20 protein-coding genes are annotated in these 26,326 nt (G+C 63.8%); 11 read left to right on the top strand and 9 right to left on the bottom strand.

Annotation, left to right across the window (positions count from 1 at the left end; translation table 11 throughout):
• Positions 1–94: 94 nt before the first annotated feature.
• The 4 genes from ACP8ML_RS00280 to ACP8ML_RS00295 all read right to left on the bottom strand — a co-directional run bounded on the left by ACP8ML_RS00280 (position 95) and on the right by ACP8ML_RS00295 (position 4,146).
• Positions 95–751, bottom strand: coding sequence for a response regulator (locus ACP8ML_RS00280; protein ID WP_065672943.1), 657 nt, complete (start codon positions 749–751; stop codon positions 95–97).
• Between the two features lie 270 nt (positions 752–1,021).
• Entirely contained in the window at positions 1,022–1,846 is an 825-nt protein-coding gene (locus tag ACP8ML_RS00285) for a carbohydrate ABC transporter permease (RefSeq protein WP_065672944.1), read from the bottom strand.
• Positions 1,843–2,739 (bottom strand): carbohydrate ABC transporter permease, encoded by an 897-nt coding sequence (locus ACP8ML_RS00290; protein WP_036976385.1) that lies wholly within the window; start codon positions 2,737–2,739, stop codon positions 1,843–1,845. The genes ACP8ML_RS00285 and ACP8ML_RS00290 overlap by 4 nt, the downstream gene beginning before the upstream one ends.
• 102 nt (positions 2,740–2,841) lie before the next feature.
• Positions 2,842–4,146, bottom strand: a complete 1,305-nt coding sequence (locus ACP8ML_RS00295; protein WP_065672945.1) for an ABC transporter substrate-binding protein — start codon at positions 4,144–4,146, stop codon at positions 2,842–2,844.
• Between the two features lie 352 nt (positions 4,147–4,498).
• On the opposite strand from ACP8ML_RS00295, the gene ACP8ML_RS00300 reads away from it, so the two are divergent.
• The 6 genes from ACP8ML_RS00300 to ACP8ML_RS00325 are packed head-to-tail and all read left to right on the top strand — an operon-like array spanning position 4,499 to position 12,736.
• Complete coding sequence (locus ACP8ML_RS00300) at positions 4,499–5,251, top strand: DeoR/GlpR family DNA-binding transcription regulator (protein ID WP_117188290.1); 753 nt, start codon at positions 4,499–4,501, stop codon at positions 5,249–5,251.
• Complete coding sequence (locus ACP8ML_RS00305; protein ID WP_117188288.1) at positions 5,248–6,636, top strand: 6-phospho-beta-glucosidase; 1,389 nt, start codon at positions 5,248–5,250, stop codon at positions 6,634–6,636. Before ACP8ML_RS00300 ends, ACP8ML_RS00305 begins: the two co-directional genes overlap by 4 nt.
• Positions 6,629–9,751 carry an alpha-mannosidase gene (locus ACP8ML_RS00310; RefSeq protein WP_117188417.1) on the top strand — a complete coding sequence of 1,041 codons (3,123 nt, stop codon included), beginning with the start codon at positions 6,629–6,631 and terminating at the stop codon, positions 9,749–9,751. Before ACP8ML_RS00305 ends, ACP8ML_RS00310 begins: the two co-directional genes overlap by 8 nt.
• Positions 9,748–10,803 carry an alkaline phosphatase family protein gene (locus ACP8ML_RS00315; RefSeq protein ID WP_117188286.1) on the top strand — a complete coding sequence of 352 codons (1,056 nt, stop codon included), beginning with the start codon at positions 9,748–9,750 and terminating at the stop codon, positions 10,801–10,803. Before ACP8ML_RS00310 ends, ACP8ML_RS00315 begins: the two co-directional genes overlap by 4 nt.
• Positions 10,797–11,441 carry an HAD family hydrolase gene (locus tag ACP8ML_RS00320; protein WP_065672948.1) on the top strand — a complete coding sequence of 215 codons (645 nt, stop codon included), beginning with the start codon at positions 10,797–10,799 and terminating at the stop codon, positions 11,439–11,441. The genes ACP8ML_RS00315 and ACP8ML_RS00320 overlap by 7 nt, the downstream gene beginning before the upstream one ends.
• Entirely contained in the window at positions 11,438–12,736 is a 1,299-nt protein-coding gene (locus ACP8ML_RS00325) for a glycoside hydrolase family 125 protein (protein ID WP_117188415.1), read from the top strand. Before ACP8ML_RS00320 ends, ACP8ML_RS00325 begins: the two co-directional genes overlap by 4 nt.
• Here the strand turns inward: ACP8ML_RS00325 and ACP8ML_RS00330 are convergent.
• A complete protein-coding gene (locus ACP8ML_RS00330; RefSeq protein WP_065672950.1) occupies positions 12,720–14,264 on the bottom strand; it encodes a beta-N-acetylhexosaminidase in 1,545 nt (514 codons plus the stop codon). The genes ACP8ML_RS00325 and ACP8ML_RS00330 overlap by 17 nt on opposite strands.
• Before the next feature lie 66 nt (positions 14,265–14,330).
• Here ACP8ML_RS00330 and ACP8ML_RS00335 point away from each other — a divergent pair, with 66 nt between their 5' ends.
• A complete protein-coding gene (locus ACP8ML_RS00335; protein WP_171048505.1) occupies positions 14,331–15,305 on the top strand; it encodes a carbohydrate kinase family protein in 975 nt (324 codons plus the stop codon).
• An 18-nt stretch (positions 15,306–15,323) separates the two neighbouring features.
• Here ACP8ML_RS00335 and ACP8ML_RS00340 read toward each other — a convergent pair whose 3' ends face one another.
• Positions 15,324–16,694, bottom strand: a complete 1,371-nt coding sequence (locus tag ACP8ML_RS00340; protein ID WP_065672952.1) for a sensor histidine kinase — start codon at positions 16,692–16,694, stop codon at positions 15,324–15,326.
• Positions 16,695–16,879: 185 nt separating this feature from the next.
• Between ACP8ML_RS00340 and galE the strand changes: the two genes are divergently transcribed.
• Positions 16,880–17,869: a UDP-glucose 4-epimerase GalE gene (galE, locus tag ACP8ML_RS00345; RefSeq protein ID WP_036901580.1), complete on the top strand. Its 990-nt coding sequence runs from the start codon at positions 16,880–16,882 to the stop codon at positions 17,867–17,869.
• A 94-nt stretch (positions 17,870–17,963) separates the two neighbouring features.
• Here the strand turns inward: galE and ACP8ML_RS00350 are convergent, their stop codons facing one another.
• Positions 17,964–18,584 carry a TetR/AcrR family transcriptional regulator gene (locus ACP8ML_RS00350; RefSeq protein ID WP_117188284.1) on the bottom strand — a complete coding sequence of 207 codons (621 nt, stop codon included), beginning with the start codon at positions 18,582–18,584 and terminating at the stop codon, positions 17,964–17,966.
• A 108-nt stretch (positions 18,585–18,692) separates the two neighbouring features.
• Here ACP8ML_RS00350 and ACP8ML_RS00355 point away from each other — a divergent pair, with 108 nt between their 5' ends.
• The 3 genes from ACP8ML_RS00355 to ACP8ML_RS00365 are packed head-to-tail and all read left to right on the top strand — an operon-like array spanning position 18,693 to position 24,058.
• Positions 18,693–21,503, top strand: a complete 2,811-nt coding sequence (locus ACP8ML_RS00355; RefSeq protein ID WP_117188282.1) for an MMPL family transporter — start codon at positions 18,693–18,695, stop codon at positions 21,501–21,503.
• Positions 21,500–23,875: a YhgE/Pip domain-containing protein gene (locus ACP8ML_RS00360; protein WP_117188280.1), complete on the top strand. Its 2,376-nt coding sequence runs from the start codon at positions 21,500–21,502 to the stop codon at positions 23,873–23,875. The genes ACP8ML_RS00355 and ACP8ML_RS00360 overlap by 4 nt, the downstream gene beginning before the upstream one ends.
• 27 nt (positions 23,876–23,902) lie before the next feature.
• A complete protein-coding gene (locus tag ACP8ML_RS00365; RefSeq protein ID WP_016666663.1) occupies positions 23,903–24,058 on the top strand; it encodes a hypothetical protein in 156 nt (51 codons plus the stop codon).
• Between the two features lie 51 nt (positions 24,059–24,109).
• Here ACP8ML_RS00365 and ACP8ML_RS00370 read toward each other — a convergent pair whose 3' ends face one another.
• Positions 24,110–25,555, bottom strand: coding sequence for an FtsX-like permease family protein (locus ACP8ML_RS00370; RefSeq protein ID WP_117188278.1), 1,446 nt, complete (start codon positions 25,553–25,555; stop codon positions 24,110–24,112).
• A gap of 2 nt (positions 25,556–25,557) precedes the next feature.
• Entirely contained in the window at positions 25,558–26,310 is a 753-nt protein-coding gene (locus ACP8ML_RS00375; RefSeq protein WP_065673068.1) for an ABC transporter ATP-binding protein, read from the bottom strand.
• Positions 26,311–26,326 lie beyond the last annotated feature (16 nt).

Here is a 26,326-nt window from a genome sequence, read left to right on the forward strand (position 1 = left end):
CAGGTGGACGATGCCCCTCACGCCTTAGGTGACGTGAATAATAATGTGGACGCTGGGCGCATCCAATATCGAATATATGTCCGGTCTGAAGTTGTCAGATGAGACCGACCTCATGGGCAAAAAGCACGAGGCCAACCCGGTCTCGGCACTCCAATTTTGATAGTAGTCGACCGATGTGAGTTTTCACGGTTCCCTCTGCCATGTAGAGGGTTTGGGCGATCTCGGCGTTCGTCGCCCCCTTGGCGATCTCCACCAACACCTCCCGCTCGCGGTCCGTCAGCACCGACAGCCGCTTGTCGGCAGCCTTGGGGTCGCTGGGCAGGGTGGGCACGACGTGGTCGAGCAGGCGTCGAGTGGCAGATGGGGCGACGACCGCGTCACCAGCAGCGACGTTGCGGATCGCGCTCAACAGCTCAGTGGGGCGGGCATCCTTGAGGAGGAATCCCGAGGCGCCAGCCTTGAGGGCGGCGTAGACGTACTCGTCGAGGTCGAAGGTGGTGAGAATCAGCACCTTGGTGTCCAGTGGTGATTCAGTGATACGCCGGGTGGCCTCGACACCGTCCATCTGTGGCATCCGGATGTCCATGAGGGCGACGTCGACCGGCATTCGCCGCAGCACGTCGAGGGCTTCGACGCCGTTGGACGCCTCCGCGACAACCTCCATGTCGTCCTCGGCCTCGATGAGCATGCGGAATCCCGAGCGTACGAGGGACTGGTCGTCGACGAGGATGACGCGGATCGGATCAGGCATGGCACCTCCAGTTGCTCGTCAGTCGAAGTTTACCGACCGCGTGCCGTGTAGGAATCTGTCTATCTCTGCTTCGTCGCTCCGTGGGCAACCATGCCGAGTAAGACGAATGCGCGTGGTAGGGGGTGACAAGAATGCGAGAACGAGCAGGACGAACGCAGGCCAGCTCATCGCAGGCGCGCTCTGGTGGGCGTCAGCAACGACGACCTCCAGGCTGTGACGCAGTGCCGATCGACAGAGCTGCCGCCAGGGTTTGCCTTGTTTCGACGCAGCTCAACTCTTGACTGCTCCCTCCGAGATACCGGCGATGAGCTGCTTGGCGCCGATGGCAAACACGAGCAACAGCGGGACGACGGCGATGAGTGAGGAGGCCATGAGCATGCCGTAGTCAGTGCCGTGTGCTGTTTTGAGCTGGCTCAATGCGACCTGCAGAGTCAGCTTGCTGGGATCGTTGAGGACGATGAGGGGCCACATGAAGTCGTTCCACGAGCCGATAAAGGTGAAGATCCCTAGGAATGCCATGGCAGGACGGATGATAGGCACGCACACGTGCGCGTACTGGCGCCAGAAGCCGCAGCCATCCAGGGTGGCCGCCTCCAACAGTTCCTTCGGGATGGCGTTGGTGGCGTACTGGCGCAGCCAAAACACTCCGAACGAACTTGCCAGGGAAGGCACGATGACGGCCTTGAGATCGCCCACCCACCCAATCTTGCTCATGAGGACGAACTGCGGGATCGTCGCTAGCTGGGTGGGCAACAGGAAGGTCGCCAGGACTACAGCGAAGAGCACTTTCCTGCCGGGAAAATCGAACTTGGCGAAGGCGAAGGCTGCCAGTGAGGAGATGAGCAGCACGAGCACCGACACCGTCACCGCCACCAGGGCCGTATTAGCCATGGCAGCCCAGATGTTGATCTTGTCCGTGATGGTGCGGATGTTCTCGCCTAGACGGTCACCAGGTGTGAGCACTGGGGGATATTTGTAGATTGCCGAGGAAGGTCGGCTGGCCAGCACGAGCATCCAGTAGAACGGGAACAGCGAGACCAATCCGCCCAGGACAAGGAAGATGTGCCGCAGGGCCGTACGTACGGGCCGTCTCATCGCGTCGCCTCGCGATCATGCTCGCGGGTGACGAGCCAGTTGATGATCGAGAAGAACAGCACGATGACGAACACTCCCCAGGCGATCGTCGCACCGTAGCCGTACCGGTTCTCCTGGAAGGCCACCGAGTAGAAATAGAGCACCATCGTTAGACCGGAATTGTTCACCCCACCAGCAGAGGCTGCCCCGGTGGATTCGGAGCTGGTGATCACCTGGGCTTCGGTGAAGCTCTGCAACGAACCGATCGTCGACATGAGGGTGATGAACAGGACGATGGCTCGAAGCTGCGGCAAAGTGACGTGGAAGAACGTGCGCCACCCGTTCGCCCCGTCGATGGCGGCTGCCTCGTACTGACTCTTGTCGATAGCTTGCAGCCCAGCGAGGATGAGTAGAGCGTTGTACCCGACGAATGACCAGATCGTCAGCGATGAGATCGCGATCTTGATGCCCCATTCGCTTTGTAGCCAGGCGATGTTCGACTGGCCGAGCACATTGCGAATGGCGTTCGCGAGCCCAAACTGGCTGGAGAAGATTGAACTGAACAGAATGCCCATTGCCACCATCGACGTAATGTTCGGCACGAGGTAGATGACCCGGTACGTGGTGGAGAATCGCATCGTCTTGTTCAGCATGAGGGCGACGATCGTGGCGATGATGAGTGTCGGGATCGTGCCCATTGCCCACAAAATGAGCGTGTTGCCCAGCGACTTGTAGAACAGGTGGTCGCTGACCAGGTACTTGAAATTCTCCAGACCGACGAAGTTGGCGTCCCCCAGCCCTGACCAGTCGGTGAACGCGAGTAGCAGGGTGAAGACCATCGGTAAAGCCGCGAAGATGAGGAAGAAGAAGAAATACGGACTCAGAGCGGCATATATCGGCAACGCTTTGCGCATCCGCCGGCCCACGGAAGAGCGACGCAGCTCACCCGTGGGCACGGTTTCAACGGTGGTGTTCGCAGGATTCATCTCGTCACAGAACTCACGTTGAAAGCTGTGTCACCTGACGGTGAGATGCAGTTGCTTGGCGATTCGTTTGGCCTCGGAGACGGCGTCCTTCCAGGCGGTCTCGGGATTCTTGCCTGAGGACTCGACCTGCTCCAACTGGGCCCTGAATGGGGCGGACACGGCATCGGAGTGCGAATCTTCGTAGATCGGACGTACCGACTCAGCAGCTTTTCCGAAGACCTTCGCGGCATGCTGGCCGCCGAGAAATTCCACTGGCCCGGAAACCTTCGGATCATCGTAGGCTTTCGGGGAGACGGGAAAGTTGCCATTGTGGACGTACTCGCGCACCTGAGACTCCACGCTGAGCAGTTCGCGGATCGCCGCGAAGGAGGCTTTGGGATCGGGCGCGCCCGCGGGGATGGACAGGAACGAGCCGCCCTGGTTGATGGCTGGTCCGGGGTGGGCGCAGACTCGCCATTTGCCTTTCGTTTCGGGAGCGTCAACGATGAGATCGGCCAGGTGCCAGGAGGCGCCGAAATCGGCAGGTAGACGTCCCTCATTGACGGCAGCAGCCGAATCGGAGGTGTTGGACTGGATCCCGGCGACGATGCCGGCCTTAAGCGCCGTGACAGCGATGTCCCAGGCTTTGCGAATATGGTCTTGGTCGCCGATGAAGGTCTTCTTCGCGTCAATGAATCCCTTACCCGACTGCGGCCAGATCGTGTCGAACAAGCCTGCCGAGTTGCGCACCAGGTAGGTCTTGTCCTTGGCGGCCAGTAGTTTGGTGCCGAACTCGATGAAAGCGTCCCAGGTGGTGATCTGGGCAGCGACCTTGTCCGGCTCGGTGGGCAATTTGGCCTGCTCGAAGATGTCGGCCCGATAGAACAGGGCCGTCGGGCCGATGTCGGAAGGAATGCCGAGCTGCTTGCCGTCGGTGGTGGAGGCCTGGGCCCATTTCCAATCCAGGAAGGTGGGCTTGATGTCCTTGGCGCCCAGAGTGTTGAGGTCGACGAAGTAGTGAGCGTGGTCGCGGAAGAAGGCGATGTCCTCACCCTTGACGCCGGTGAGGTCGGGCAGCCCAGAACCTGCGGTGAAGGTTGTGGTGAGCTTTTGTTTGAAGTCGCCGCCGATGATGTCCTGGCGTACGCTGTAAGACGACTGCGCCTTGGAGACGGCAGCCAGCGTCTGCTTGTCGAATCCTTCCGGCCAGATCCATAGGACGAGCTTCTTGGCGTCACCGGCACCCTTGCCGGACGTGGGATCGGCGGAGGTCGAGCATCCGGTTAATGCCGACATTCCCAACATGCTCAGTCCAGCAAAACTGCCGGTGAGAAGACGACGACGCGACAAATTCATGAGATCCCTCCTGGGGTTGAACGGAAATCGCCACTGACAAAAATCGCTCAATAATGTTCATTGTGGAGGTGGGTTCCGAGCCGACTCCCGATGATGTGGACGTCATGCAAGGGAAGTTTGGGCTCTTCTACTCGCCAGTGGTTCAGGGTGTCACGACTGTGTGCACCTGAGGTTAACTATAGGTGATATCCAGGAAACAACCTTGTCAATGCTTGATTCGAGTGTGCCTGAGCTGGCCGGGAGGGGCAGCTCTTGAGATCACTGTAGCGCCCGGTGGAGGAGAGGATGATGAAAAATGATCGAAATGACGAAAATCTTCTGATCGGTGACTCTGGATCGCTATCATGGGCATATGCTCAAGGCCGCTCGTCATGACGCGATCGTCGAACTACTCCGGGATCGACCTGCCATGCGAACCGTCGACATCGCTCGGAATCTGAACGTGAGCATGGCCACAGCGCGGCGTGACTGCATCGCTTTGGAAAATAAGGGCATCATCGAGCGTTCTTGGGGAGGCATCCAACTCGTCACGAACGTGGACGATCATTTCGGTGACGTGATGAACCACCGCACTCGTGCCAAGGCTGCGATCGCCCGCAAGGCCGCCGAGCTTGTTCACGACGGCGACACGATCGTCATGGACATCGGCACCACCGTCCATCATCTGTCCGGGCTGCTCACCGAGCGCTCCGTCACCGTCCTCACTGCGTCCCTGCCCGTCTTTGAAGCTCTCAGGAGCGCCCCGGACGTCACCGTGGTTGTGCTTGGGGGAGTGTGGTCGGAGCGATACCAGTGCTTTGACGGTCAGTTCGTCGCCGATGCGCTGACTCATCATCAGGCCGACCTAGCTTTCCTGGGCTGCTCCGGGGTGAGTGCCAACGGGCGGGTGCGTGACACAAGTCGCTCCCAGGCTCAGATCAAACAGGCGATTGTCGCTGCAGCGAGTCGAAGCTACCTGCTCGTCGACTCCGAGAAATTCCCAGGTGTGGGAGCGCATTCCCCGTTCACCGTCGAGGACGTCAGTGGAGTCATCACGACTGGACCACTGCCGCCGGACCTCGACGCCCACTACGAATCAACAGGCATGGAGGTCGTCACGGTATGAAACTCACCATCCTCGGTGGCGGGGGATTCCGCGTTCCACTGGTATTCAAGGCCCTCGCTCGCGACGACTCACCTCAACGAGTCACCGAGCTGCGGCTTTACGACACCGACTCACTACGACTAGGTGTCATCGAAACAGTGTTGTCCCAGCTGGCTCCCGGCCTGCCTAACGCGCCGTCTGTCGTGGCGACCACTGACCTGCCCACTGCCTTGGCGGGAACCGACTTCATCTTTTCGGCCATTCGCGTCGCCGGAACGCGTGGACGCGCCCTGGACGAGTCGATGTGTCTGGCGCGCGGTGTCATCGGCCAGGAGACTGTCGGGGCTGGCGGTATCTCATATGCCTTGCGGGGTATCCCGGTGGTGCTCGACCTCGTCGAACAGATAACGCGATACGCCCCCCACGCCAAGGTCATCAACTTCACTAATCCTGCTGGCGTGATGACCGAGGTCATGCAGCACCGCCTTGGAGACCAAGTGGTCGGTATCTGTGACTCCCCGGTCGGCTTGGCCCGTCGCGCCCTCTCCGCCCTGCAGAATGCCGGGCTGGCGCCGACTGACCTGGGCTCCCTGTTCGATGCTGACGGACGCGTCCACATCGGATACAGCGGGCTCAATCACCTGGGCTGGCTCACCAGCTTGGAGGTCGACGGCATCGACGTCCTACCGCGTCTGATCGAGCGCCCCCACCTCATCGGGAGTTTTGAGGAAGGTCGGCTCTTCGGTCCTGATCTGGTGCAAGCCTTGGGCGCCGTACCCAACGAGTACCTGCACTATTACTACTATTCTCGCGACGACCTCGCCGTCGACCGGAATGCCGAGGCTCCGCGCGGGGCGTTTCTGGAGGCCCAGCAGCGGCGCTTCTACACCAAGGCCCAACACACTGACGATGTCGCCGGACTGTGGGAGGCCACTCGCCTCGAGCGTGAAGAGACCTACATGGCCACCAATCGCGAGGTCTCGGGGGAGTTCGAGCGCGATGAGGCCGACCTGGAAACCGGCGGATACGACAAGGTCGCCCTCGCGATCATGCACGCCATCGCCAACGACGTGCCCGCTGAACTCATCCTCAATGTTGCCAACCGCGGGGCTCTCCCCGACCTACCTGATGATGCTGTCGTGGAAATCCCGTGTCGAGTAGACGGTGCCGGGATCCACCGACTCCTTGCACCGGAGCTACCCGACCACGCTCGCGGGCTTGTCGTCAACGCCAAATACGTCGAGCAACGCACTATCGATGCCGCTGTCAACCACAGCCGCACCGCCGCGTTGCTAGCCCTGAGCCACCACCCATTAGTTGACTCCGTGTACGTTGCCGAGCAACTTCTCAATGACTTCGCCGATGCCTTCGACGGCCTGGACTACCTTGTGGATGACCATGCATGATCACACCGAGCTCACCCAAGACCGCATTGGTCACCTCAAAGAGCGTCTCGAGCGAGAAATCACCAAGAAGATCTGTCCACTGGACGTGACGGCCTGGCAAGCTCCCGGAGAACCGGTGAGCTTCGAGGAAGCCGTCGTCGCCGATTACCGTCCATTCCCGCCCGGAACCTGGTGGGGTGCTCCATGGAGTACCTGGTGGCTCCACGTCACCGGCACTCTGCCCGAAGGCCACGCCGGCGACGAGATCGACCTCTCGATGGACCTCGGATTCGTCGGCGACTGGGCCGGAAACCAGTCCGAAGCCATGGTGTACACCTCTTCGGGACGCCCCCTCAAAGCCCTCAACCCACGCAACCATAGGGTCGCACTCAACCACGGGGCGCTGGCCCAACGATTCGCTGACGAGGGTGAGCCGCTCATCGGGGCCGATGGGGGCATCGAGCTGTGGGTGGAAGCCGCTGGCAACCCCGACATGACCTTGCATCTGGGCGGACCCACTGAGCTGGGGGATCGTCGCACGGCAGGCGATGAACCGCTGTGGCAGTTCAGGGGAGCGGAACTCTCGGTGCGTCGCAAGGAGGTGTGGGACCTGTGGCTCGACATTGATGTCCTCGACGGGCTCATGCGCCAGCTGCCGTCCGACTCCACCCACCGCGCCCGATTGCTTCACTGTTTGGAGCAGGCTGCCGACGAGGTCGATCTCCATGGCATCCTCGCCGGTGCCGGACAGGCCCGAGAAATCCTTGCCGGGCACCTTAGCTCGGGGGCGAACTCATCGGCTCAACAGATGACGGCGATCGGACACGCGCACATCGACTCGGCATGGCTATGGCCGTTGCGTGAGACCCGCCGCAAGGTAGTGCGTACATTCTCCAACGTCGTGTCACTGGCCGAGGAATATCCCGACTTCCACTTCGCTTGCACCAGCGCCCAGCACTACGCCTGGCTCCAGGACTCCTCACCAGAACTCTTCGAGCGCGTCAGGGACGCCATTGAACGTGGCCAGTGGCACCCGGTGGGTGGCATGTGGGTGGAATCCGACACCAACCTGCCCTCGGGGGAATCGTTGGTGCGTCAATTCACCAGTGGTCTGCGTTGGATGCGTGAACAGCTTGGGGTACGCCCGGACTGCCTGTGGCTACCGGATTCCTTCGGCTACACCGGTGCGTTGCCTCAGATCGCCCGACTGGCTGGCATGAACTGGTTCTTCACCCAAAAGCTCAGCTGGAACACGGCCAACACCTTGCCCCACCACACGTTCTGGTGGGAGGGCATCGATGGGACTCGTATCTGGACGCACTTCCCGCCGGTGGATTGTTACGACTCCATCGTCAGTGCCGACGAGGTCAAGAAGGCTGAGGCGAACTTCAAAGAGAAAGGTGTGGCGCGACGCTCGATCCTGCCATTCGGGTATGGCGATGGCGGTGGAGGGCCCACAGCTGAGCAGGTGGAACGCGTCCACCGATTCGCCGATGTGGAGGACGCGCCTCAGGTTCGGTTGGGCTCACCTGACGACTACTTCGCCCAGGCTCGCGACGACTACCCCCAGGCGCCGGTGTGGCGCGGCGAGATGTACTTGGAGTTCCACCGGGGCGTCTACACCTCTGTCCATGCCCTCAAAGACGGCAACCGGCGCGCCGAGGAGGCTCTCACCGCCGCCGAGTGGTTAGCCGCCGCGGCAGCTCGCCTCGGCCATCCCTACCCCCACGAGCAGTTGGAACAGCTGTGGCGACGTACGTTGTTGCTGCAGTTTCACGACATCCTGCCCGGCTCGTCGATCGCGTGGGTGAATCGGGAGGCCATCGCCGAGTTCACCGCTATTCGTGCTGAGTTGGGTCAGCTCATGGATGAGGCCTGGCAGGCACTGTCACAGGCGTCTGGAGGCGAGATCACCGGGGCGAGTCTGATCAATCCATCTCACAGTGACCGTCGCGAGGTTGTCACCGTTGACGGTCGGCCCACACTCGTACAGGTGCCAGCCATGGCGGCGCAGCCGCTCGCCGATGCGGTGGTTGACCCTGAGCACCCGGTACGGGTGGAGCGGGAGCTCGACTCGATCCGAATGTCCAACGGACTGGTCGAGGTGTGCATCGACACGCACGACGGACTGGTGAGCTCGGTTGTTGACCTGGTGGCCGACCGCGAGCTCCTGCTTCCTGGGCAGCGCGCCAACCGACTCGTCCTACACCCCGACTATCCCGACTGTTTCGACGCATGGGAATTGCAGCACCAGTACCGTCACAGTGCTGTTGTGGTGGATGACCTCACCGGGGTGGACGTCCTCGAGGACCCGCTACGGAGCACGGTGCGAGTTGAACGCGGGGAGTCCGGCTTCATTCAGGCCATCACCCTTGACGCCGACAGCCGAGCGGTCGAGTTCAGCCTTGACGTCGACTGGACCGAGCAGGCCCGAGTCCTCAAGGTCGACTTCCCCCTCGATGTGGCCGCTGACACCAGCGTCGACGAGATCCAGTTCGGTCACATCAAGCGACCAATCGGTGCCAACACGTCATGGGATGACGCCCACTTTGAAAGCTGTGGGCAGCAGTGGATGTTGTTGGGCGAACCCGGCTACGCCGTCGCATTGGCCAACCAGTCCACCTACGGTCATGATGTGAGTCCAGCGGGAAGGGACGAGCACACATCCACCCAGGGGGTGATGGCCCGGCTTACCCTGCTGCGTGCTCCGCAGAGCCCAGACCCGCACCCCGACCGAGGTCATCACCACCTTGTCTACAGCCTGCTCGCTGATGCCGGGGTTGCGTCTGCCCACGTCGAGGCGGCACGGCTCAACCAGCCGCTCCAGATGCGAGATGGTGCGCTGCACCTGGACAGTCTGGCCCGGATCGAACCGGTACGAGGCTTCGCCGTCATCGACTCCGTCAAGCAGGCCTTCGATGGCTCTGGTGATCTTGTCATCCGTATGCACGAGGCAGATGGCGCCCGCAGCCGAGTGCGCCTGCTGCTAGACCGGGGCGGCTACCTCAGCGAGGTGGACCTGCTCGAGGAACGAATCGGTGATCCGACCCGACAGCTTCCGACGGTCGCCGTGAGCGAGGTGGACCTCGCCCTGCGTCCTTTCCAGATCTTGACGTTGAGAGTGAGTCAACGATGAAACTGCTTCTGGTGTGTATCGATGGGGTGCGCCTTGACATGGCACTACCCGAGGCACTGCAGCACAATCCTGGATTCATCCACCCCGATCATCCCGCTGACTCGCGATTCGTGCGCGGGGTGGGTGAGGGGGAGCCGGTTCCCGCACACCCCGCCCCAGCCCTGGACCACACCCTGCCCGGTGACCAGGCCCCCGTCGGGCTGGCCCCCACCCTCGCTCGCCTGGTGCGAGGTGACGACCGTTCCCAGGGCACGATCATCCCCATGTGGATGACTCCGCCGACCGATTCCGCTCCCGGCTGGACGACGATCCTCACCGGCGCCACCCATGAACAGTGCAACGTGTGGTGGAACGAGTTCGTCGGCCATGACCTGGCCCGTCACCCCGACATCCTGTCCCAAATCTTCTTCGCCAACCCATTGGCGCGCACCATCGCAGCAGCCACCTGGGACGCCTTCGTCAGCCCTTACGGGCCCGGACCGATCATTCATCAGCGTGTGGACCAGCAGCGCACCGGCCAGCACCAGCTGTTCGGTCCCGACTTGGCGGAGGGTATTGACAGGGCCGACGAGCAGGTGTCGTCGTGGGCCGCCTGGCACCTGTTGCACGAGGGCCCGGACGCTGCCGTCGTCTACTTCGAAGGGGTCGACAACGCTGGGCACAGTTACGGAGCGGACTCCGAGCAGTATCGCCAAGCCGTGCGTCACGCCGATGAGCTCACCCGGCACCTCGTCAAGGCCGTCGCAGAGCGTCACGAGCAGCTCGGCGAGCAATGGCTCGTTGCCGTCACCACCGACCACGGGCACAAACCCGAGGGAGGCCACGGCGAGGATGAGGTCGAGGTGCGTCGTAGCTTCCTGGCAGCTCACCACATCGGTGGGGCATTGCCCGATCCATTGCTTCGTACCGATCCCATTCGCAGCCACGAACTGACGCCGCTGTTGCTCAGGGCAGTCGGAGTGCACCCTGGTCACATGGACGCCAGCGATGTCGGCGTCTTGCGCGATGTGATGCCAGTCGGCCCGAGTAGAGAGATGGATTTTGAATGGTGACGACGCACTTGCCTGAGAAGGTCGACGGCGTTCTCTTCGACATGGACGGCACTCTGCTCGACACCCTGTCTGCATGGCGTGCAGCCTCCGAACGGTTGTGGGGTGGCTGTCTGGCTGACGCTGTCAGCGCCGACGTTGACGGGGGCACCGTTGACGATGTCGTCGAGCTGTATCTGCGGGACCACCCGCAGGCAGATCCGCAGGCCACCAGTGAGCGTCTCGTCGACCTTCTGGACGCCTGCCTGGCTGACAACACGGAGCCGATGCCCGGGGCGGACCGTCTGGTGAGGAAGCTGGCCGGGAACGTGCCCATCGCGGTGGCCTCCAACTCCCCCACCCGCCTCGTGCGTGACGGACTGGCCTCGCAAGGCTGGCTGGACCTCTTCGACACCGTCGTTGGGTTCGACGACGTCGCTGCCGGCAAACCAGCCCCCGACCCCTACATCGCAGCAGCGAGGCGGATGGGAGTCGACCCGGCCAGATGTGTCGTCATCGAAGACTCTGTCTTCGGGTTGCGTGCTGGACGGGCCGCCGGGGCGTGGGTTCTCGCGCTCGGCGATCGACTCAAGGGCCAGGGGGACATGTGGGTCCCGGGGTTGGATGATGAGCGCGTGACCTCATGGGAGCCCTACCGATGACGGCGTGCGAGTTGACGCCCGCCCTGCAGCGGCGCCTGGACGAGGTCGGTGCTCAGATCGGTTCGAGTGTCAGTGAACACATTGATGAGGCATCGGGCCGGCAGGCTGCGGGCCGATTCGTGGCCTGGATGACGGACACGTGGACTCGCACCATGACCCGCGACGACCACGGCGTCTTCGTCGTCACTGGCGACATTCCGGCCATGTGGTTGCGCGACTCCTCCGCTCAGCTGTGGCCCTTCCTGGCACTGTGCGACCTGCCTGCGGTGTCCCGTCAGATCGGGGACGTCGTCGCTCGGCAATGGCACTGCATCGGAGTCGACCCCTACGCCAACGCCTTTAACTCTGGTCCGACCGGAGCACATTTCGACCCCGACGATGTTGATCTGCTCGATGAGTTGTGGGAGCGCAAGTACGAGGTTGATTCGCTGGCCTTCCCCGTCGATCTCGCATGGCGGTTGTGGCAGGCCACGGGACGTCGAGACCACCTCAACCGTGCGGTGCACGAGGGGTGTCAACGCATCGTCGACGTCTGGAACCTGGAACAGGACCATGCCACCCGCTCCACCTATCGTCATGTGCGCCCCAGCGAACCCGTCGACACCCTTGGCGCTGACGGCTTGGGAGGGCCGGTAGCGCCCACCGGGATGACGTGGAGCGGGTTCCGACCTTCCGACGACGCCTGCCGCTACGGATACAACATCCCGGCACAGTTCATGGCAATACGTGCGTTGCGGCAGATTGGCGATTTCTGCCGTGTCTGGGGCGACGAGAGCCTTGCTGAACGCGCCGCGAGGTTGGCCGCTGACATCGACGCCGGGGTGAGGCAATTCGGCGTCGTGACAGATCACCTTGCGTACGAGGTTGACGGGCTCGGATCAGTAGTGGAGATGGACGACGCGAACATGCCGTCGCTGCTGTCGCTGCCCCTAACCAGCGACCTTGCCCGTGACGATCCGCTCTACCAGACCACCCGGAACTGGGTGCTCAGCGAGGCCAACCCCTACCTGTTCAGCGGCCCGGCAGCACGGGGCATTGGCAGCCCGCACAGCCCCGAGGGCTACATCTGGCACATCGGTTTGGCGGTGCAGGGGCTCACGGGGGACGACGTCGAGGCGCGTGATTGCCTCAGGACGATCCTCGCCACCGATGGTGGCACTGGCTGGACACACGAGAGTTTCGATCCACATGACCCCACCCGGTACACGCGCGGGTGGTTCAGTTGGTCGAACTCGATGGCTTGCCTGCTCATGATGAAGGTGGCCGGTATCGACGCCATCACCGGTGCCAATTGATCCCCATTGCGGTGAGCCGGCGGGACTGGGCCTCCAACTCTGATTGCGGCCGAGCCGGATCGCCGGTCCACAACTGTTCAGCGATCGATGTGCCGCGCGGGAAGGCGGCGTCTTCGACCTGGGCAGGGGTGCGCAGGTATTCAGTCCACAGTTGGAATTGCCCACCCAGCAGGTGTGGTGAGTCCACTGCGGCAAGTACATCATGCAGCCCGGCGACGTCGTCCATGGTCATCGGGGCAGCTATCGTCACCGGTGCCTCCGGACCCGCTTCAATGCCGTGATCCAGGTACGTGTGCCGGGCGGGTGCGCCGATGACGTCGTGGCCTGCGGCGACGGCGCGGGAGATGTCGTCGGCGTCTCGCCACACCATCACCGTAACTTCCTCGGGGGCGCCGGCCTCTAACACCTCGTCCCAGGCAATGATCTGACGGCCTGCGGCGACCACGTGATCACAGATCTGCCGCTCGAACCAAGCCTGGGCCTGGTGTGGTGTCGTGATCCCCAGTTCGGCAAGCCGGGCTCGGGTTTGCTGGTGGTTGAACCACTCCTTTCCGGGACATTCGTCACCACCGATGTGGATTGGTGAGTCCGGGAAGATCTCCATCACGGCGTCTAAGGCATCGCGGCAGAAACCCAAGGAATCGTCGGTCAGGTTGATGTGGTGCTCCGACACCCCGAAAGCAGTACGTGGGTGATCCAGTGGTATTCCGCAGCCCAGCGCAGGGTAGGCGGCCACCACCGATTCGGTGTGGCCCGGCAGGTCAATTTCTGGCACGACCGTGATACCCAGCAGTCCGGCCCGTTTGTTGATGGCGCTCAGCTGCTCGACGGTGTAGGCGCCTCCGTGAGGCACGTGATCATGCTCGGCGACGTCGTCACAATCGTTGTCGTCGGGTGGTGGTTGGTGCCCTCGTACCGTTCCCGGACGCCAGGCCCCTACCGTGGTCAGACGTGGCCACCCCGGTACCGGGAGGCGCCATCCCTGGTCGTCGGTGAGGTGCAGGTGCAGCCGGTTGAGCTTGTGCATGGCCAGCACGTCCAGGAAGCGCGTGATGAACGAGGCAGGCATGAAGTGCCTCGAGACATCCAGATGCGCACCTCGCCAACTGTAATGTGGCGCGTCAGCGATGACACCCTTTGGAAGGTGCAGGTGCTCTCGGGCCAGCGGGCCGGGCCCGTGGACCCACGGGGGGAGTAGCTGCAGCAAGGTCTGCACCGCCCATCGTGCGCCATTTGGGTCGCCGGCGGTGATGCGGATCTGGGTGTCGATCTCGATGCGGTATCCCTCTGCCTCCAAGGCGGGATTCACTGTGACGATGAGAGAAGCGGTGTCGGTGTGTGACGTGACGCGCACGACGTCCAGCGCCGGGGCCAGTCGCTCGGCGAGGGTGGTGACAGCATCGGTGACCTCGTCGGGGCCAGCCCAGGAGAGGACGGTTGGCAGGGGGAATCGTCCCTCGGTGAACTGCACGTGGCGGGGCTGGGGACACAAGCCACGAATCAGGGTGTCGTTGGAGGGGACGGGCATCTCTACTCCTCGTGGCATCGCCTGCCAATGGGGTGCTCCACAGCTTATCTGGGATTGGAGTTGCTTATGCTGGGGGACGACCAATCGCGCACAGGAGCTACGCCCATGCCCGTCAACCGCCATCCTCGGCTGCTCGCCGCAGGTATTACGTACCGCGACCTCGTCATCTCTGGAATCGGGCAGCTGCCTGCGCTGGGGGAGGAACGCTACGGCACGGACTTCGTCGCCACGTGGGGTGGGATTGCCAACACGGCTCGGATTGCAGCAAGCCTGGGAGCACGGGTGCAATTGCTCACGGGTCTAGGTGACGACCTCAACTCGCAGGTGTGTCGTCGTGAATTGATCGACTGGGGCATCGATCTGGCCCCGAGCCCGATCAACCCGGGCTGGGCGCTCCCGGTGACGATGAGCCAGGCGTGTGGCACCGAGCGGGCTATGACGACCGTGGAAACGGCGCTACCAGTCCCTTTCCCCGCTCCTAGTCTTGACGGAGTCGACGCAGTAGTCACCCATGTCTCAATTCCCGCCGACGCCTGGCTGTACGAAGCCGGCGATGCCGGAATCCCGGTGATTGCAGACCATGGATTTGAGGAGGGGCAGGAATCCGGGGTGCTCGAGGCCGTGTCAGGATGTACCTGCTACACGCCTAACGCAGCTGAGGCGATGCGACTGACCGGTACCGACGACCCGGTGTGGGCGGCGCGAGCCCTCGCCGAGCACGTGCCGGTTGTCATTGTCACATGTGGCGGCGACGGGATCGTCGGTGTGGATTCCCGCACTGGTGAGGAGGTCCATGTTCCGGCAGTGGCCATTGATCCGGTCAACACCACAGGCGCCGGAGACGCCACCGTGGCTGGCCTGGCCTGGAGCTGGGAATGGCAGGTCTCGTTGACCCGAAAGCTCGATGTTGCAGCCCTGGTGGGAGCCATCGTCACGTCGCGAGCGCACGGGACCACGGATCCGCTCACACCCGAAGACCTGCTCGCCTGGGTACCGCGAGACCCAGAGCGGTTCGAGTTCCTTGCTGAACTGTTGAGGTGAGTGGTTACGGAACCGAGCTCATCTCTGGCGGGAATCAGCCTGGACCGGCAGCTTCGCTATGACGCAAAACCCGCCCTCCTTGCGAGGCCCCGCGGACAGTCGTCCGCCCATCGACGTCACCCTCTCACGCATGCCCTGCAGCCCGTGGCCGCGCCCATCTCCCTGGACGGCGTCTCCATACCCGTCGTCGACAATCTCCACATGGATTGCGGTAGGCGAATAGGCCAAGGTCACTGAGGCGTGAGCGCCTGGGCCAGCATGTTTGAGGACGTTGGTGAGGGCCTCCTGGACGACTCGGTAGGCAACCAGACCGAGGGCCTGGGAGACGACCGGCTCCTGTCCCGTGACGGTGAAGGTGACCTTCACCCCGGACTTCTCGACGAGTTCGGGAATCTCCGCCAGCCCGGGGGAGGGGGAGTAGTCGGCGTCGGTGTCCTGTCGCAGCACCCCGACGATGCGACGCATCTCGACGAGGGCCTCGCGACCGGTCTCGGCGATGGTGTCGAGGACCTCGGGGGCCTTCTCCGGCTTCTTCGTCGCCAAGGCCTTGCCGCCCTCCGCCTGCACGATCATGACCGACAGTGAGTGGGCGACGATGTCGTGGAGCTCGCGGGCAATCTCGCTGCGGGTGCGTTCCTCGGCGACCCTGGCCTGCTGCTCACGTTCAGCGAGGATGGCTCGGTAGCGTTGAGCTTTGGCGATACGCTGTTGGGAGTCGATGAGGGCGGACTCGCGCAGTCGTCGTCCCACCGCGTAGGGGGTCAGGACCAAGCCGGCACAGACCGCCATCGCAAGGATCAGCAGTACGCACGGCGTCCCCGAGGTGGGGTCATATCCAGCGGCGATGGTGAGCTGCCATCTCATCGGGCCGATGACTGAACCCAGCGCTCCGACCCACAACACCCAGCGAGACTCGTGGCCGTCCACCCATCTGGCCACCGAGTAGGAGGCGATGGGGACGATGAAGATGCTCAGCACCGGGAAGGGCACGAAGATGAATTGGATGGCCCCGCCGAGGGCCACCAGGGTCATCATGAGCAGGGGATGTTCACGGCGCATCGGCAGCGAGGCCACCATGATCATGGAGGAGACGAGGGCCGCGGCGTACTCGGGATGGGGTCGTTCGACCAGGCTGACGAGATAGGGGACGATCGTCACCACGGCCATCACGAGGGTGAGGGTGACGTCTCCCCACCAGGCCCGTTCGGTGTCTGCCGGACGACCGTCGTCGAGCTTGGGGTCCAGCACCTCCTCCATGCCAGGGATGGAGATCTGCGGGACGTTGTTGCGGGTCGGGTTGAAGCGGTTGAGGCGGGCACGCACACCGGATCCGCGGGATCCGTTGGAACGGTTGTCCGCGGTCGAGGTCTGCGATCCGGTCTCCTCCATGACCGCCAGTCTAGGAAGACCGTCCAACCCATGGTGGATTGGTTTCTGATGTCGGGTGACGGTGTGTGGGGTGGCAACGCGCACGGTCGGTGACCGCTTCGCCACACACAACTCGCCCGCCGGCTGGGTCGGTAAGCCGCCCCCTAGACTTGAGACTGACGATCACGGCGACACGGAAGGTTCCCATGAAGATTCTCATCACCGGCGGGGCCGGTTACATCGGATCGACGGTCGGTTCGGCATGCGAGGAGGCAGGCCACGAGGTCGTCGTCCTGGACGACCTGTCCGCGGGACGCCGCGAGTTCGTCCGCGACCGCACCTTCTACCAGGGCGACATCGCCGACCAGGACCTGCTCGACCGCGTCTTCACCGAGAACCAGATCGACGCCGTCGTGCACTGCGCGGCCAAGATCATCGTCCCGGAGTCGGTTGATGAGCCGCTGACCTACTACGACAACAACGTCGGCAAGACCGTCGCCCTGCTCAAGGGTATGGAGCGCAACGGCGTGCACCGCATCCTGTTCTCCTCCTCGGCCTCGATCTATGCCACTGACGAAGAATTCAAGGTGACCGAGCAGTCCGCACTGGACCCCGGTTCCCCCTATGCGACCACCAAGTTCATGGTGGAGTTCATCCTGCGTGACGCCGCCCACGCCTCCGACCTCAAGGCCCTCAGCCTGCGCTACTTCAACCCGATCGGTTCGGACCCGAAGCTGCGCACCGGCCAGCAGATCGAGCACCCGACCCACGTGCTCGGCAAGATGATCGACGCCTGGATGGAGGACTCCACCTTCACCGTCACCGGTGTTGAGTGGCCGACCCGTGACGGTTCGGGCATCCGGGACTTCATTCACGTCTGGGACCTGGCCCGCGCCCACGTCGCCGCCTTGGAGCACCTCGATGAGGTCACCACCGAAGACCCGTACCAGGTGTTCAATATCGGTACCGGGAACGGCGTCACCGTCAAGGAGCTCGTCAAGGCCTTCGAGGAGGGCACTGGCAAGCCTCTCGACGTCGTCTACGGTCCGCCGCGCCCCGGCGATGTCGCCGGCGCCTACACGGTCTCCAGCCGAGCCAAGGACCTGCTCGGGTGGAGTGCGGAGCTGACCCCGGCCGATGGCATCCGTGACGCCATCGCGTGGTTGCCCGAGCGCAAGAAGATCCTGGGTTACTGATCTCCCGAACCCTCGACCCGTCCCCGGCCTCGCACTTGTGCGGGGCCGGTGGTGTTTTCCCGGGCTGCGTGATTCCGGGGGCGATGTGACGGTGTCAGAGTGGACGGATGAAGGCCAGCACCATCGTCGTCAGCTGGTTGGTCATCCGGTCGATGTCGGCCTTTCGCCCTGACGCCATGGTCGCCAGCACCCGGGAGTCGAAGACCGCACGGGTGACCTCGATGAGGTCGTTGACGCTGATCGTCGTCGTGACGTCGTGGTCGCGCAGGGCTTGTTCCACCATCTCGCGCAGGGCGGGGGAAATGGCTGCCTCGACGTGTTGGTATGCCTCCCGCAGTCGTGGATTTCGTGTTGCCTCGAGGGTGATCTCCAGGATCGCCACAACCGTCGTCGGGTCCGAGCCGACCGCCGACGAGAAGAGGGCGATGATGTCGTGGATTCGATCCCGCAGGGCGTCCTGGCCGTCATTGGGGAAATCCAAGGAGGAGCTGAGGACAGCCAGATTCTTCTCGGCGTAACGGCTCAACACCGCCATGCACAGCTCGTCCTTGGAATCGAAGTTCGAGTAGAACGCTCCGCGGGTGAACCCGGCTTCCTCGCAGATCTCCTCGACGGTCGACCCCGGTACCCCCTTGCGGGCAAAGACGGCGGCAGCGGCGTCGGCCAGTCGTGCCTGGGTGGCTGCGCGACGAGTAGAGACTGTGGTGGTGGACATGACGCTCCTGGAGACCTCGAGGGTTGAATACGACGATGTATCGGATACGATACTGCATCGAATACGATGTTGTATCGAGTGGTGCTCGGGCGAATTCATTGCGGGGTGATGATGTCCTCCTTCCTTCACGATGTCGGGGAGTGCTGCTTCCGCAGGGCCAAGACCGTCGTCGCCCTGTGGCTGGGCCTGTTGGTCCTGCTTGGGGTGGGGATGGTCGCCCTGCAGAGCGACTACGACGACTCCTTCACCATCCCGGGCGCCCCCTCCCAGGTGGCCTACGACAACCTCAAGGTGACCTTCCCGCAGGCCTCCGCGTTGAGCGCCAACGTCGTCATCACCGTGCCCGATGGCACCGACATCTCGTCGAAACCCATTCGTTCCCGGATCGAGAGAGGTGTCGAGGAGCTCAAGGACCTCAAGGACGTAACGGGGGCGACCTCGCCCTGGAGCAAGCACGTCTCCGGGATGATTAACAAGGATCACACCGCGGCCGTCATTCAGGTTGAACTGGGGCAGGTCAGCTCGGTGACTTTTCCCGACTCCGGACGTGATGATCTGCAACAGCTGGGGCACGAGATCCAGGCCGACCTGCCGTCGGGATCACACGTCTATGTCGGTGGCCAGGCCTTCGAGGCGATGCTGCCCTCCCTGTCGATCACCGAGGTCATTGGGGTCGGGGTGGCCCTCGTCGTCCTTGCCGTCACCCTGGGATCCTTGGTGGCAGCCGGGATGCCGATCATCACAGCCGTCCTCGGGGTGGGCATCACCTACGCGATCATGGCGATCCTCACCCGGTTCACGACGGTCAACTCCGTCACCCCGATGCTCGCCGTCATGCTGGGCCTGGCCGTCGGGATCGACTACGCCCTGTTCATCCTCTCCCGCCACCGCGATCAATTGCGTGACGGCTTCGAGGTACAGGAATCGGCTGCTCGAGCCGTCGCGACGTCGGGGTCGGCCGTTGTCTTCGCCGGGACGACGGTCGTCATCGCTCTCATCGGGTTGGCCATCGCCAAGATCCCCTTCCTCACCGTCATGGGCGTCTTCGCCGCCGTCGGCGTCGCTCTCGCCGTCGTCATCGCCCTGACGATGCTGCCGGCCTTCATGGGCCTGATGGGGGAGAGACTGCGTCCGCGGAAATCTCGTCGCGGACGGGGGCCGAAACCAGCCCAGGTGACAGCCAGAGCGAGCAGGAACGACGATGCCACAGCCGGCACGGAGACACCGTCAACCAGCACCAATGCGGTTGGTAAGGGGGAACGTTCCGGCGGCATCTTCGGGTGGTGGGTACACACCGTCACCCGCGTCCCGCTGGCGACCATCCTCGTCGTCGTGGTGGCTCTGGGGGCGCTGGTCGTTCCGATGAAGGACCTCCACCTCGGCCTGCCCACCGCCGCAGAACTGCCCGCAGACAACACGGCCCGGCAGACCTACGACGCCCTGGAGAAGAAGTTCGGGCCGGGATTCAACGGTCCGGTCATCGTCACCGCCGACATCGTCACCTCCACCGACCCGATGAAGATCGTCAACGGGCTCAAGGCCGACATCGAGAAGCTCCCCGGCGTCGACACCGTCGCTGTGGCAGTACCGAACCAGAACGCCGACACCGCCATGGTCCAGGTGCTGCCGACCACGGGTCCCACCGACGAGGCGACCAACGACCTGGTCCGCGAATTGCGAGACCACAAGGCCGAATGGCATGACGAGTACGGGGTCGACACCGCCGTCACCGGACTGACGGCCATCAAACTCGACGTTTCCGACCGTCTAGGGGCCGCCCTGCTGCCCTTCGGAGTCTTCGTCGTCGGGCTGTGTCTGGTGCTGTTGACGGTGGTGTTCCGGTCGATCGCGGTCCCCATCAAGGCGACTGTCGGCTATCTGCTCTCAGTGCTGGCTGCCTTCGGAGCTGCGCAGTTGGTCTTCAACCGAGGCATCGGCCTGTCGGTGGTCAACCTCGACCGTCCAGTCCCGATCATCTCCTTCATGCCGATCGTCGTCATGGGCATCCTCTTCGGTCTGGCCATGGATTACGAGGTTTTCCTGGTGTCGCGAATGCGTGAGGAGTATGTCCACACCGGCAACTCCAGTGGTTCCGTCATCAGGGGCTTCATCGGTTCGGGCAAGGTCGTCACGGCCGCAGCCGTCATCATGTTCTCGGTCTTCGCTTTCTTCGTCCCAGAAGGCATGAACGCCATCAAGGAGATCGCCCTGGCCCTGGCCATCGGCATTCTCGCCGACGCCTTCCTGGTGCGAATGACCCTCGTCCCGGCCGTCATGGCCCTGCTCGGTGACAAGGCCTGGTGGCTGCCCGGATGGCTGGATCGCCGCTTGCCCCGCTTCGACATCGAGGGGGAGGGGATTGCCCACGAGGAGAGACTCGCCGAATGGCCTACCCCTGACCATACCGAGACTCTGCACGCCGAGGGGATCGGGGTCGATGGTCTCTTCGCTGACCTCGACCTGCACGTCGAGCCACATGAGGTGCAGGCCGTCGTGGGGTCACCGGGCTCGGTCACGGCCGTGCTGCTGGCGGCCGGGGGACGACTTGCCATCGACCACGGTCGGATGAGGTCGGGCGGCCGTCTCCTCCCTGAGCGGGCCTCCGTGGTGCGTCGGGTGGCATGGCTCATCGATGCCGCTGACAAGAACCTCACCGAGGAACTGCAGGCAGCCGTGGCAGCCCTCACCCATCCGCCGCGACGCCCACCGCGTCTGTTCCTCATCGACCACGCTGATCAGATCGTCGAGCAGTCCCACCGCGACCAGCTGGAATCCCTCATTGTCGAGGTGAACCAGGCCGGTGAGGCCGCCGTGATCCTGGGAGCCCAGCGTGCCGGCCGCATTGACTGGCTGGAGCCACAGGCCGTTCATGACCTGACCGAACACCAACCCGAGCCATCTCTCGGAGGTACCCGATGATGACCGAACGTTCCCACTCCACGATCAGGTTGCGGTGGCCGGCGGTGGTCGCCCTGATCCTCGTACCGTTGGTGGTGGTGGCCGGCCTGGTCGGCACCACCTGGCGGACCACTGACCGGCTGGGCCAGGTGAAGGCGGCGGTTGTCAACGAGGACAAGGCCGTCAAGGTCGGTGGACGGCTGGTTCCCATCGGACGCCAGCTCACCGCGGAACTGGTCGATTCTGGCTCTCACACCACTGACGGCCACACCGTCGATTGGACCTTGACTGACGCCGACGGGGCCGCCAAGGGGCTGCGAGACGGCACCTACTCGGCGGTCGTGACGATCCCAGAGTCCTTCTCGTCCGACGCCACCTCCTACTCCGCCAATGACGCGGCCAAGGCCAAGCCAGCCCTCATCGACGTCACCACCTCCCAGACCTCCCCGGTCTCCGACGCCACCATCGCGGCCCTCACCGCCCAGGTGGCGCGGCGTTCCCTCAACACCACCCTGACCTCGGGGTACCTCGAGAACGTCTACATCGGCTTCAACCGCTTCGCCCAGCAGATGGGCAAGATGGCCGACGCTGCGGCCAAGCTCGATGACGGGGCGACGAAACTTGCCGACGGCACGAAGAAGTCAGCCGCCGGGGCGGGGACCTTGGCCGCTGGCATGACGAAGCTCAGCGGAGGAGCCCAGCAGCTGAAGACCAGTGGCGGCAAGCTCACCGACGGAGTCGCCCAGCTATCGGGTGGCCTCAACATCCTGTCCGACAAGGGAAAACAGCTCAGCTACGGTGCGAACGGTCTGGCCAGCGGGGTGACGACCTACACCGATGGCACCGGCAAGGTCGTCGACGGAATCGGTCAGCTGTCCGCTGGCCTGACGACGATGGACCAGAAGGTCAGCGCGGCCACCGGCAAGATCGACACCTCCCAGCTCAACCAGCTCACCGACGGGGCAAGCCAATTAGCGGACGGCATCGACCAATTCACCGATGGCCTGGTCGGATATCGCACCGAGATTCGTCAGTACGCCTCCGGGGAGAAGACCGCCGAACTCAAGAAGGAGTCCTTGTCCAAGGGTGAGGCGGACTTCATGGCACGCTGCACCCAGAGGCACACCGCACAGGATTGTCAGAACCTGCTGCCTCTCGTCCGCGAGGCCATGACCGACGGGTACGCCCTCGGGGTGAGGGCTGGATCGGCGGTGGCCGTCAAGGCGATGTCCGTCAAGGACCCCAACTCCGGCATGAGCATCGACGACGGCATCGACCAGCTGGCTGACGGCTCCTCGCAGCTGTCCCAGGGTGTCGACAAGTTCACGGTCGAGATACGTACCGGACTGCCCAAGGTGGTCGGCCAGGTCGCCCAGCTGCGAGATGGCATCCATCAGACCGCCACTGGCGCCCAGACCTTGGCCGCCAAGTCCCAGCAACTCAAGGGAAGCGGGGCCAAGCTCTCCGCGGGGGCTGTGACCTTCGCCAATGGTGTTGACGCCTACACCGGCGGGGTCTCCAAGGCGGCCGCCTCGACTTCGAAGCTCGAGCAGGGAGTCAATCAGTACGTCGGCGGTGTGAATCACCTCTCTGACGGGGTGAGGAAGGCTTCCGCGGGGGTCGACACCTTTGCGTCCGGGATGACGAAACTCAATGGTGGGGCCCAGAGACTCACCGACGGCACTGGCAAGTTCTCCGGTGAGCTTGCGGCCGGGGCCAAGAAGGTGCCGACCTACTCTCAGAATGACCGCACCAAGCTGGCTGACGTCGTGTCCGCTCCCGTCAATGGGGATGGGCCTGCCATTGCGACCTCGGTGGCCGCGGTGGCGGTTCTGCTCATCCTTGGTGCCTGGATCGCTGCTCTGGCGACCTGGCTGGTGGCTCGCACAGTTCCCTCGCGGGCGCTGAGCTCCGCGCGCTCGACCCTGGGCCTGCTGGCCCGGACGATGTCGGTCGGCGCCATCGTGACCGTCGCGGTGAGTATTGGCCTGGCGGTCATCGGCGGGGTGGTGTTGGGTCTCTCGGTACCACGGTCGATCGGATTGGGCGGATTGCTGCTCCTCATCGGGGCGATGTTCGGCCTGATCAACCACGCCCTGGCCGCTTGGTTGCATGGCCTGGGGCGGCTCATCAGCGTCGTCCTGGTGACGGCGAGTGTTGCTGCCGGGCTGGCGAGCACCGTCCCCGCCCCGGTGCACGGGGTCGACGCCATCTCCCCGCTGCGACCTGCTTTGCAGGCGGAGCAGGCTGTGGTGGCCGGGAACAATCCCAGCTTCGGATCCCTGCTGGCCGTTGTTATATGGGCGGTGGCGGCCCTCATCGCCAGTCTGCTCGCAGTGGGGCGACGGCGTCAGACCAGTGCCAGGGAACTGCTGACCGCCAGCGAAGCCTGAGCGACGGCAGCGATCTAGAGTGGCACCATGAACAAACCCCTCCTCGCGAGTCTTGCCGTCCTGGCTAGTGTCGTTGCAGTGACCAGCCGGATCCGCTCGGTGCGGAGGGGTTGGATCGACGAGGTGTGGCGATTCGGCATGGAGGGGATTGACGAGGGCCCCGACGACGAGCAGCGGAGTTGATCGTCGAGATCACCTCGTCCCTCGCCAGGTCCGGTCTTGTCGGGCCTTCTCTCACTCGGTCCGAGCCAGTCCGTCGGCAAGTACCCGATTCAGGGTCGGACGGGTCGCCCACAGACCCAGCCGCACCATGCCTGCACCGATGAGAATGGTGCCGACCGTCACGAGGATTGTCACCGGCCTCAGGACGAGGGCCACCCCCACCATCGGGACGATCAGCAGTCCGGTGGCGACCAGGCCCGTCACCATGGCGAACCTCATTGGTGAGATGACGGTGATCCGTCGCACCTTGTCCTGAGTGGCCAGATCCATCCCGACGATGTCCAGACCCACCTCGACCGAGCGGCGGTCGAGAATTGCAGAGGCCTGATTGACGCCCACCGAGCAGGCCACCGTGGCGAAGGCGAAGACAATGAGTAGGATAGTGCCGGTCTGCAGGTCCTGCCCGATGATCTGGGCAGCCGGGTCGGCGCTGGTACCGTTGCCCGCCGCCTGCATCATGGCGGCCCCGGTTCCTGCGAGCATTCCCACCACGCACACCGCTCCCAGGGAGGCGACCTGGGTCCAGGCAGCCCGCGGGTTCTCCAGCACCTGACGGGCAGCGACCAGGTCGGTGGCAGTCCTGGCCTTGTTGAGGCGGTGCTTGAAGTACATCGACAACAGCTTAGGGCCGATGATGTTGGCGAGTTCGACGACGGCTGCCAGCAGGATGGCGAGGAAGACGTACACACCGACGACGCCGGTCTGACCTCCGAGGACGCTGAGTACAGCCTTCGAGGAGACGAGGACGAGGACGATGGCGCCCCCGATGGCCAGCCGAACCCATGACACCGAGCGGGGCTGACTGCGCATTCGCACCCCGAGGGGAGAGACGTCGACCCGTCTCAGACCAATGGCGGAGCTGATGAGGGCGAGGAGTACCAGGGCCAGGATGACCCCGGCCACCGGAGCGGGGCCGAGCAGGACCGAGCCCGCACCAATCTGGCTGCCGTTGAAGGACAGTCGTCCCAGTAGGGGCACGCAGATGAGGTAGCCGACGATGCCGAGCAGGGACCCGACGAGAGCCTGCAGGCCCGCCTCGACCAGGGTGACCACCCGCAGCAGATGGGATGACGCCCCGATGAGACGTAAGGAGGACAGCCGGTCGTCGCGACGTCGGGCGGACAACCGCGCGGCCGAGGAGGCCAGGGTCATCAGCGGCAACACCAGCAGGATGACGGCGATTGACGAGGTCAGCTTGTAGAAGGAGGCATTCTCACCGGGCAGGTGCCACATCATGACGGCACCGCCGGTGACGTCGAGGATGATCGTCGTGATGACCGCGAAGGCGACCACCGGCAGCCGCCAGGTCGAGTGATCAGCGGCCGAGGTGCGCAGGGTCATGCCGAGGATCGACGAGGTCGCCGGGCGTCCCGCTTTGGTCGTGAGCGGTTCGGGGACGGAGATCGACGGGATCTGCTGATCCGCGGTTCCCGGTTCAATGGTGGACTTCGTGGTCATGGTCACCACCTCCCGTCGGAATGACGCATCTCGTCGGAGACGATCCGGCCGTCCTGCAGGCGCAGGATGCGCTGACAGCGGCGGGCGACGCCCTCGTCATGGGTGACGACGATGAGGGTGCGTCCCCTCCCGGTCGTCGCCGAGAGCAGGATGGACATCACCTCGACAGCAGTGGCCGAGTCGAGGGCTCCGGTGGGCTCGTCGGCGAAGACGATCGCCGGGTCGATGACCTGGGATCGGGCGATGGCTACTCGCTGCGCCTGGCCGCCGGAGAGTTGACCGATGCGTCGATCCTCCATGCCTCCCAGTCCCATCGAGCTCAGCCACTGGACGGCGTACCCGACGGCCTGTGACCGAGAGGCGCCATTGAGCATGAGAGGCAGGGCGGTGTTCTCGACGGCGGTGAGCTCGGGGACGAGCATTCCCTGCTGGAAGACGAACCCGAGGGACTGGCGACGCAGCTGGGCCCGTCCCTCGCTGGAGAGACTCTCGACGTTGACGACGCGGTCGGGCAGACCCAGCTCGATGCTGCCGGAGTCGGCCGAGAGGATCCCGGACAGGCAGTGCAGCAGGGTGGTTTTTCCCGATCCGGACGGCCCCATGACGGCGACCGACTGGCCGGCCGGGATGGCGATGTCGACGTGGTCGAGGGCACGAGTCGTCCCGTAGGTCTTCGTCAGTCCCAGGGTGCGGAGGTGAGCGCCGGGGACGGGTTCGGCGACGGCGTGAGGGTTGGATCGGGTTGGCGTCAACATGTCATCCACCGTGCTG

The sequence above is a fragment of the Cutibacterium sp. LaCa_255 genome (genome assembly GCF_057458005.1).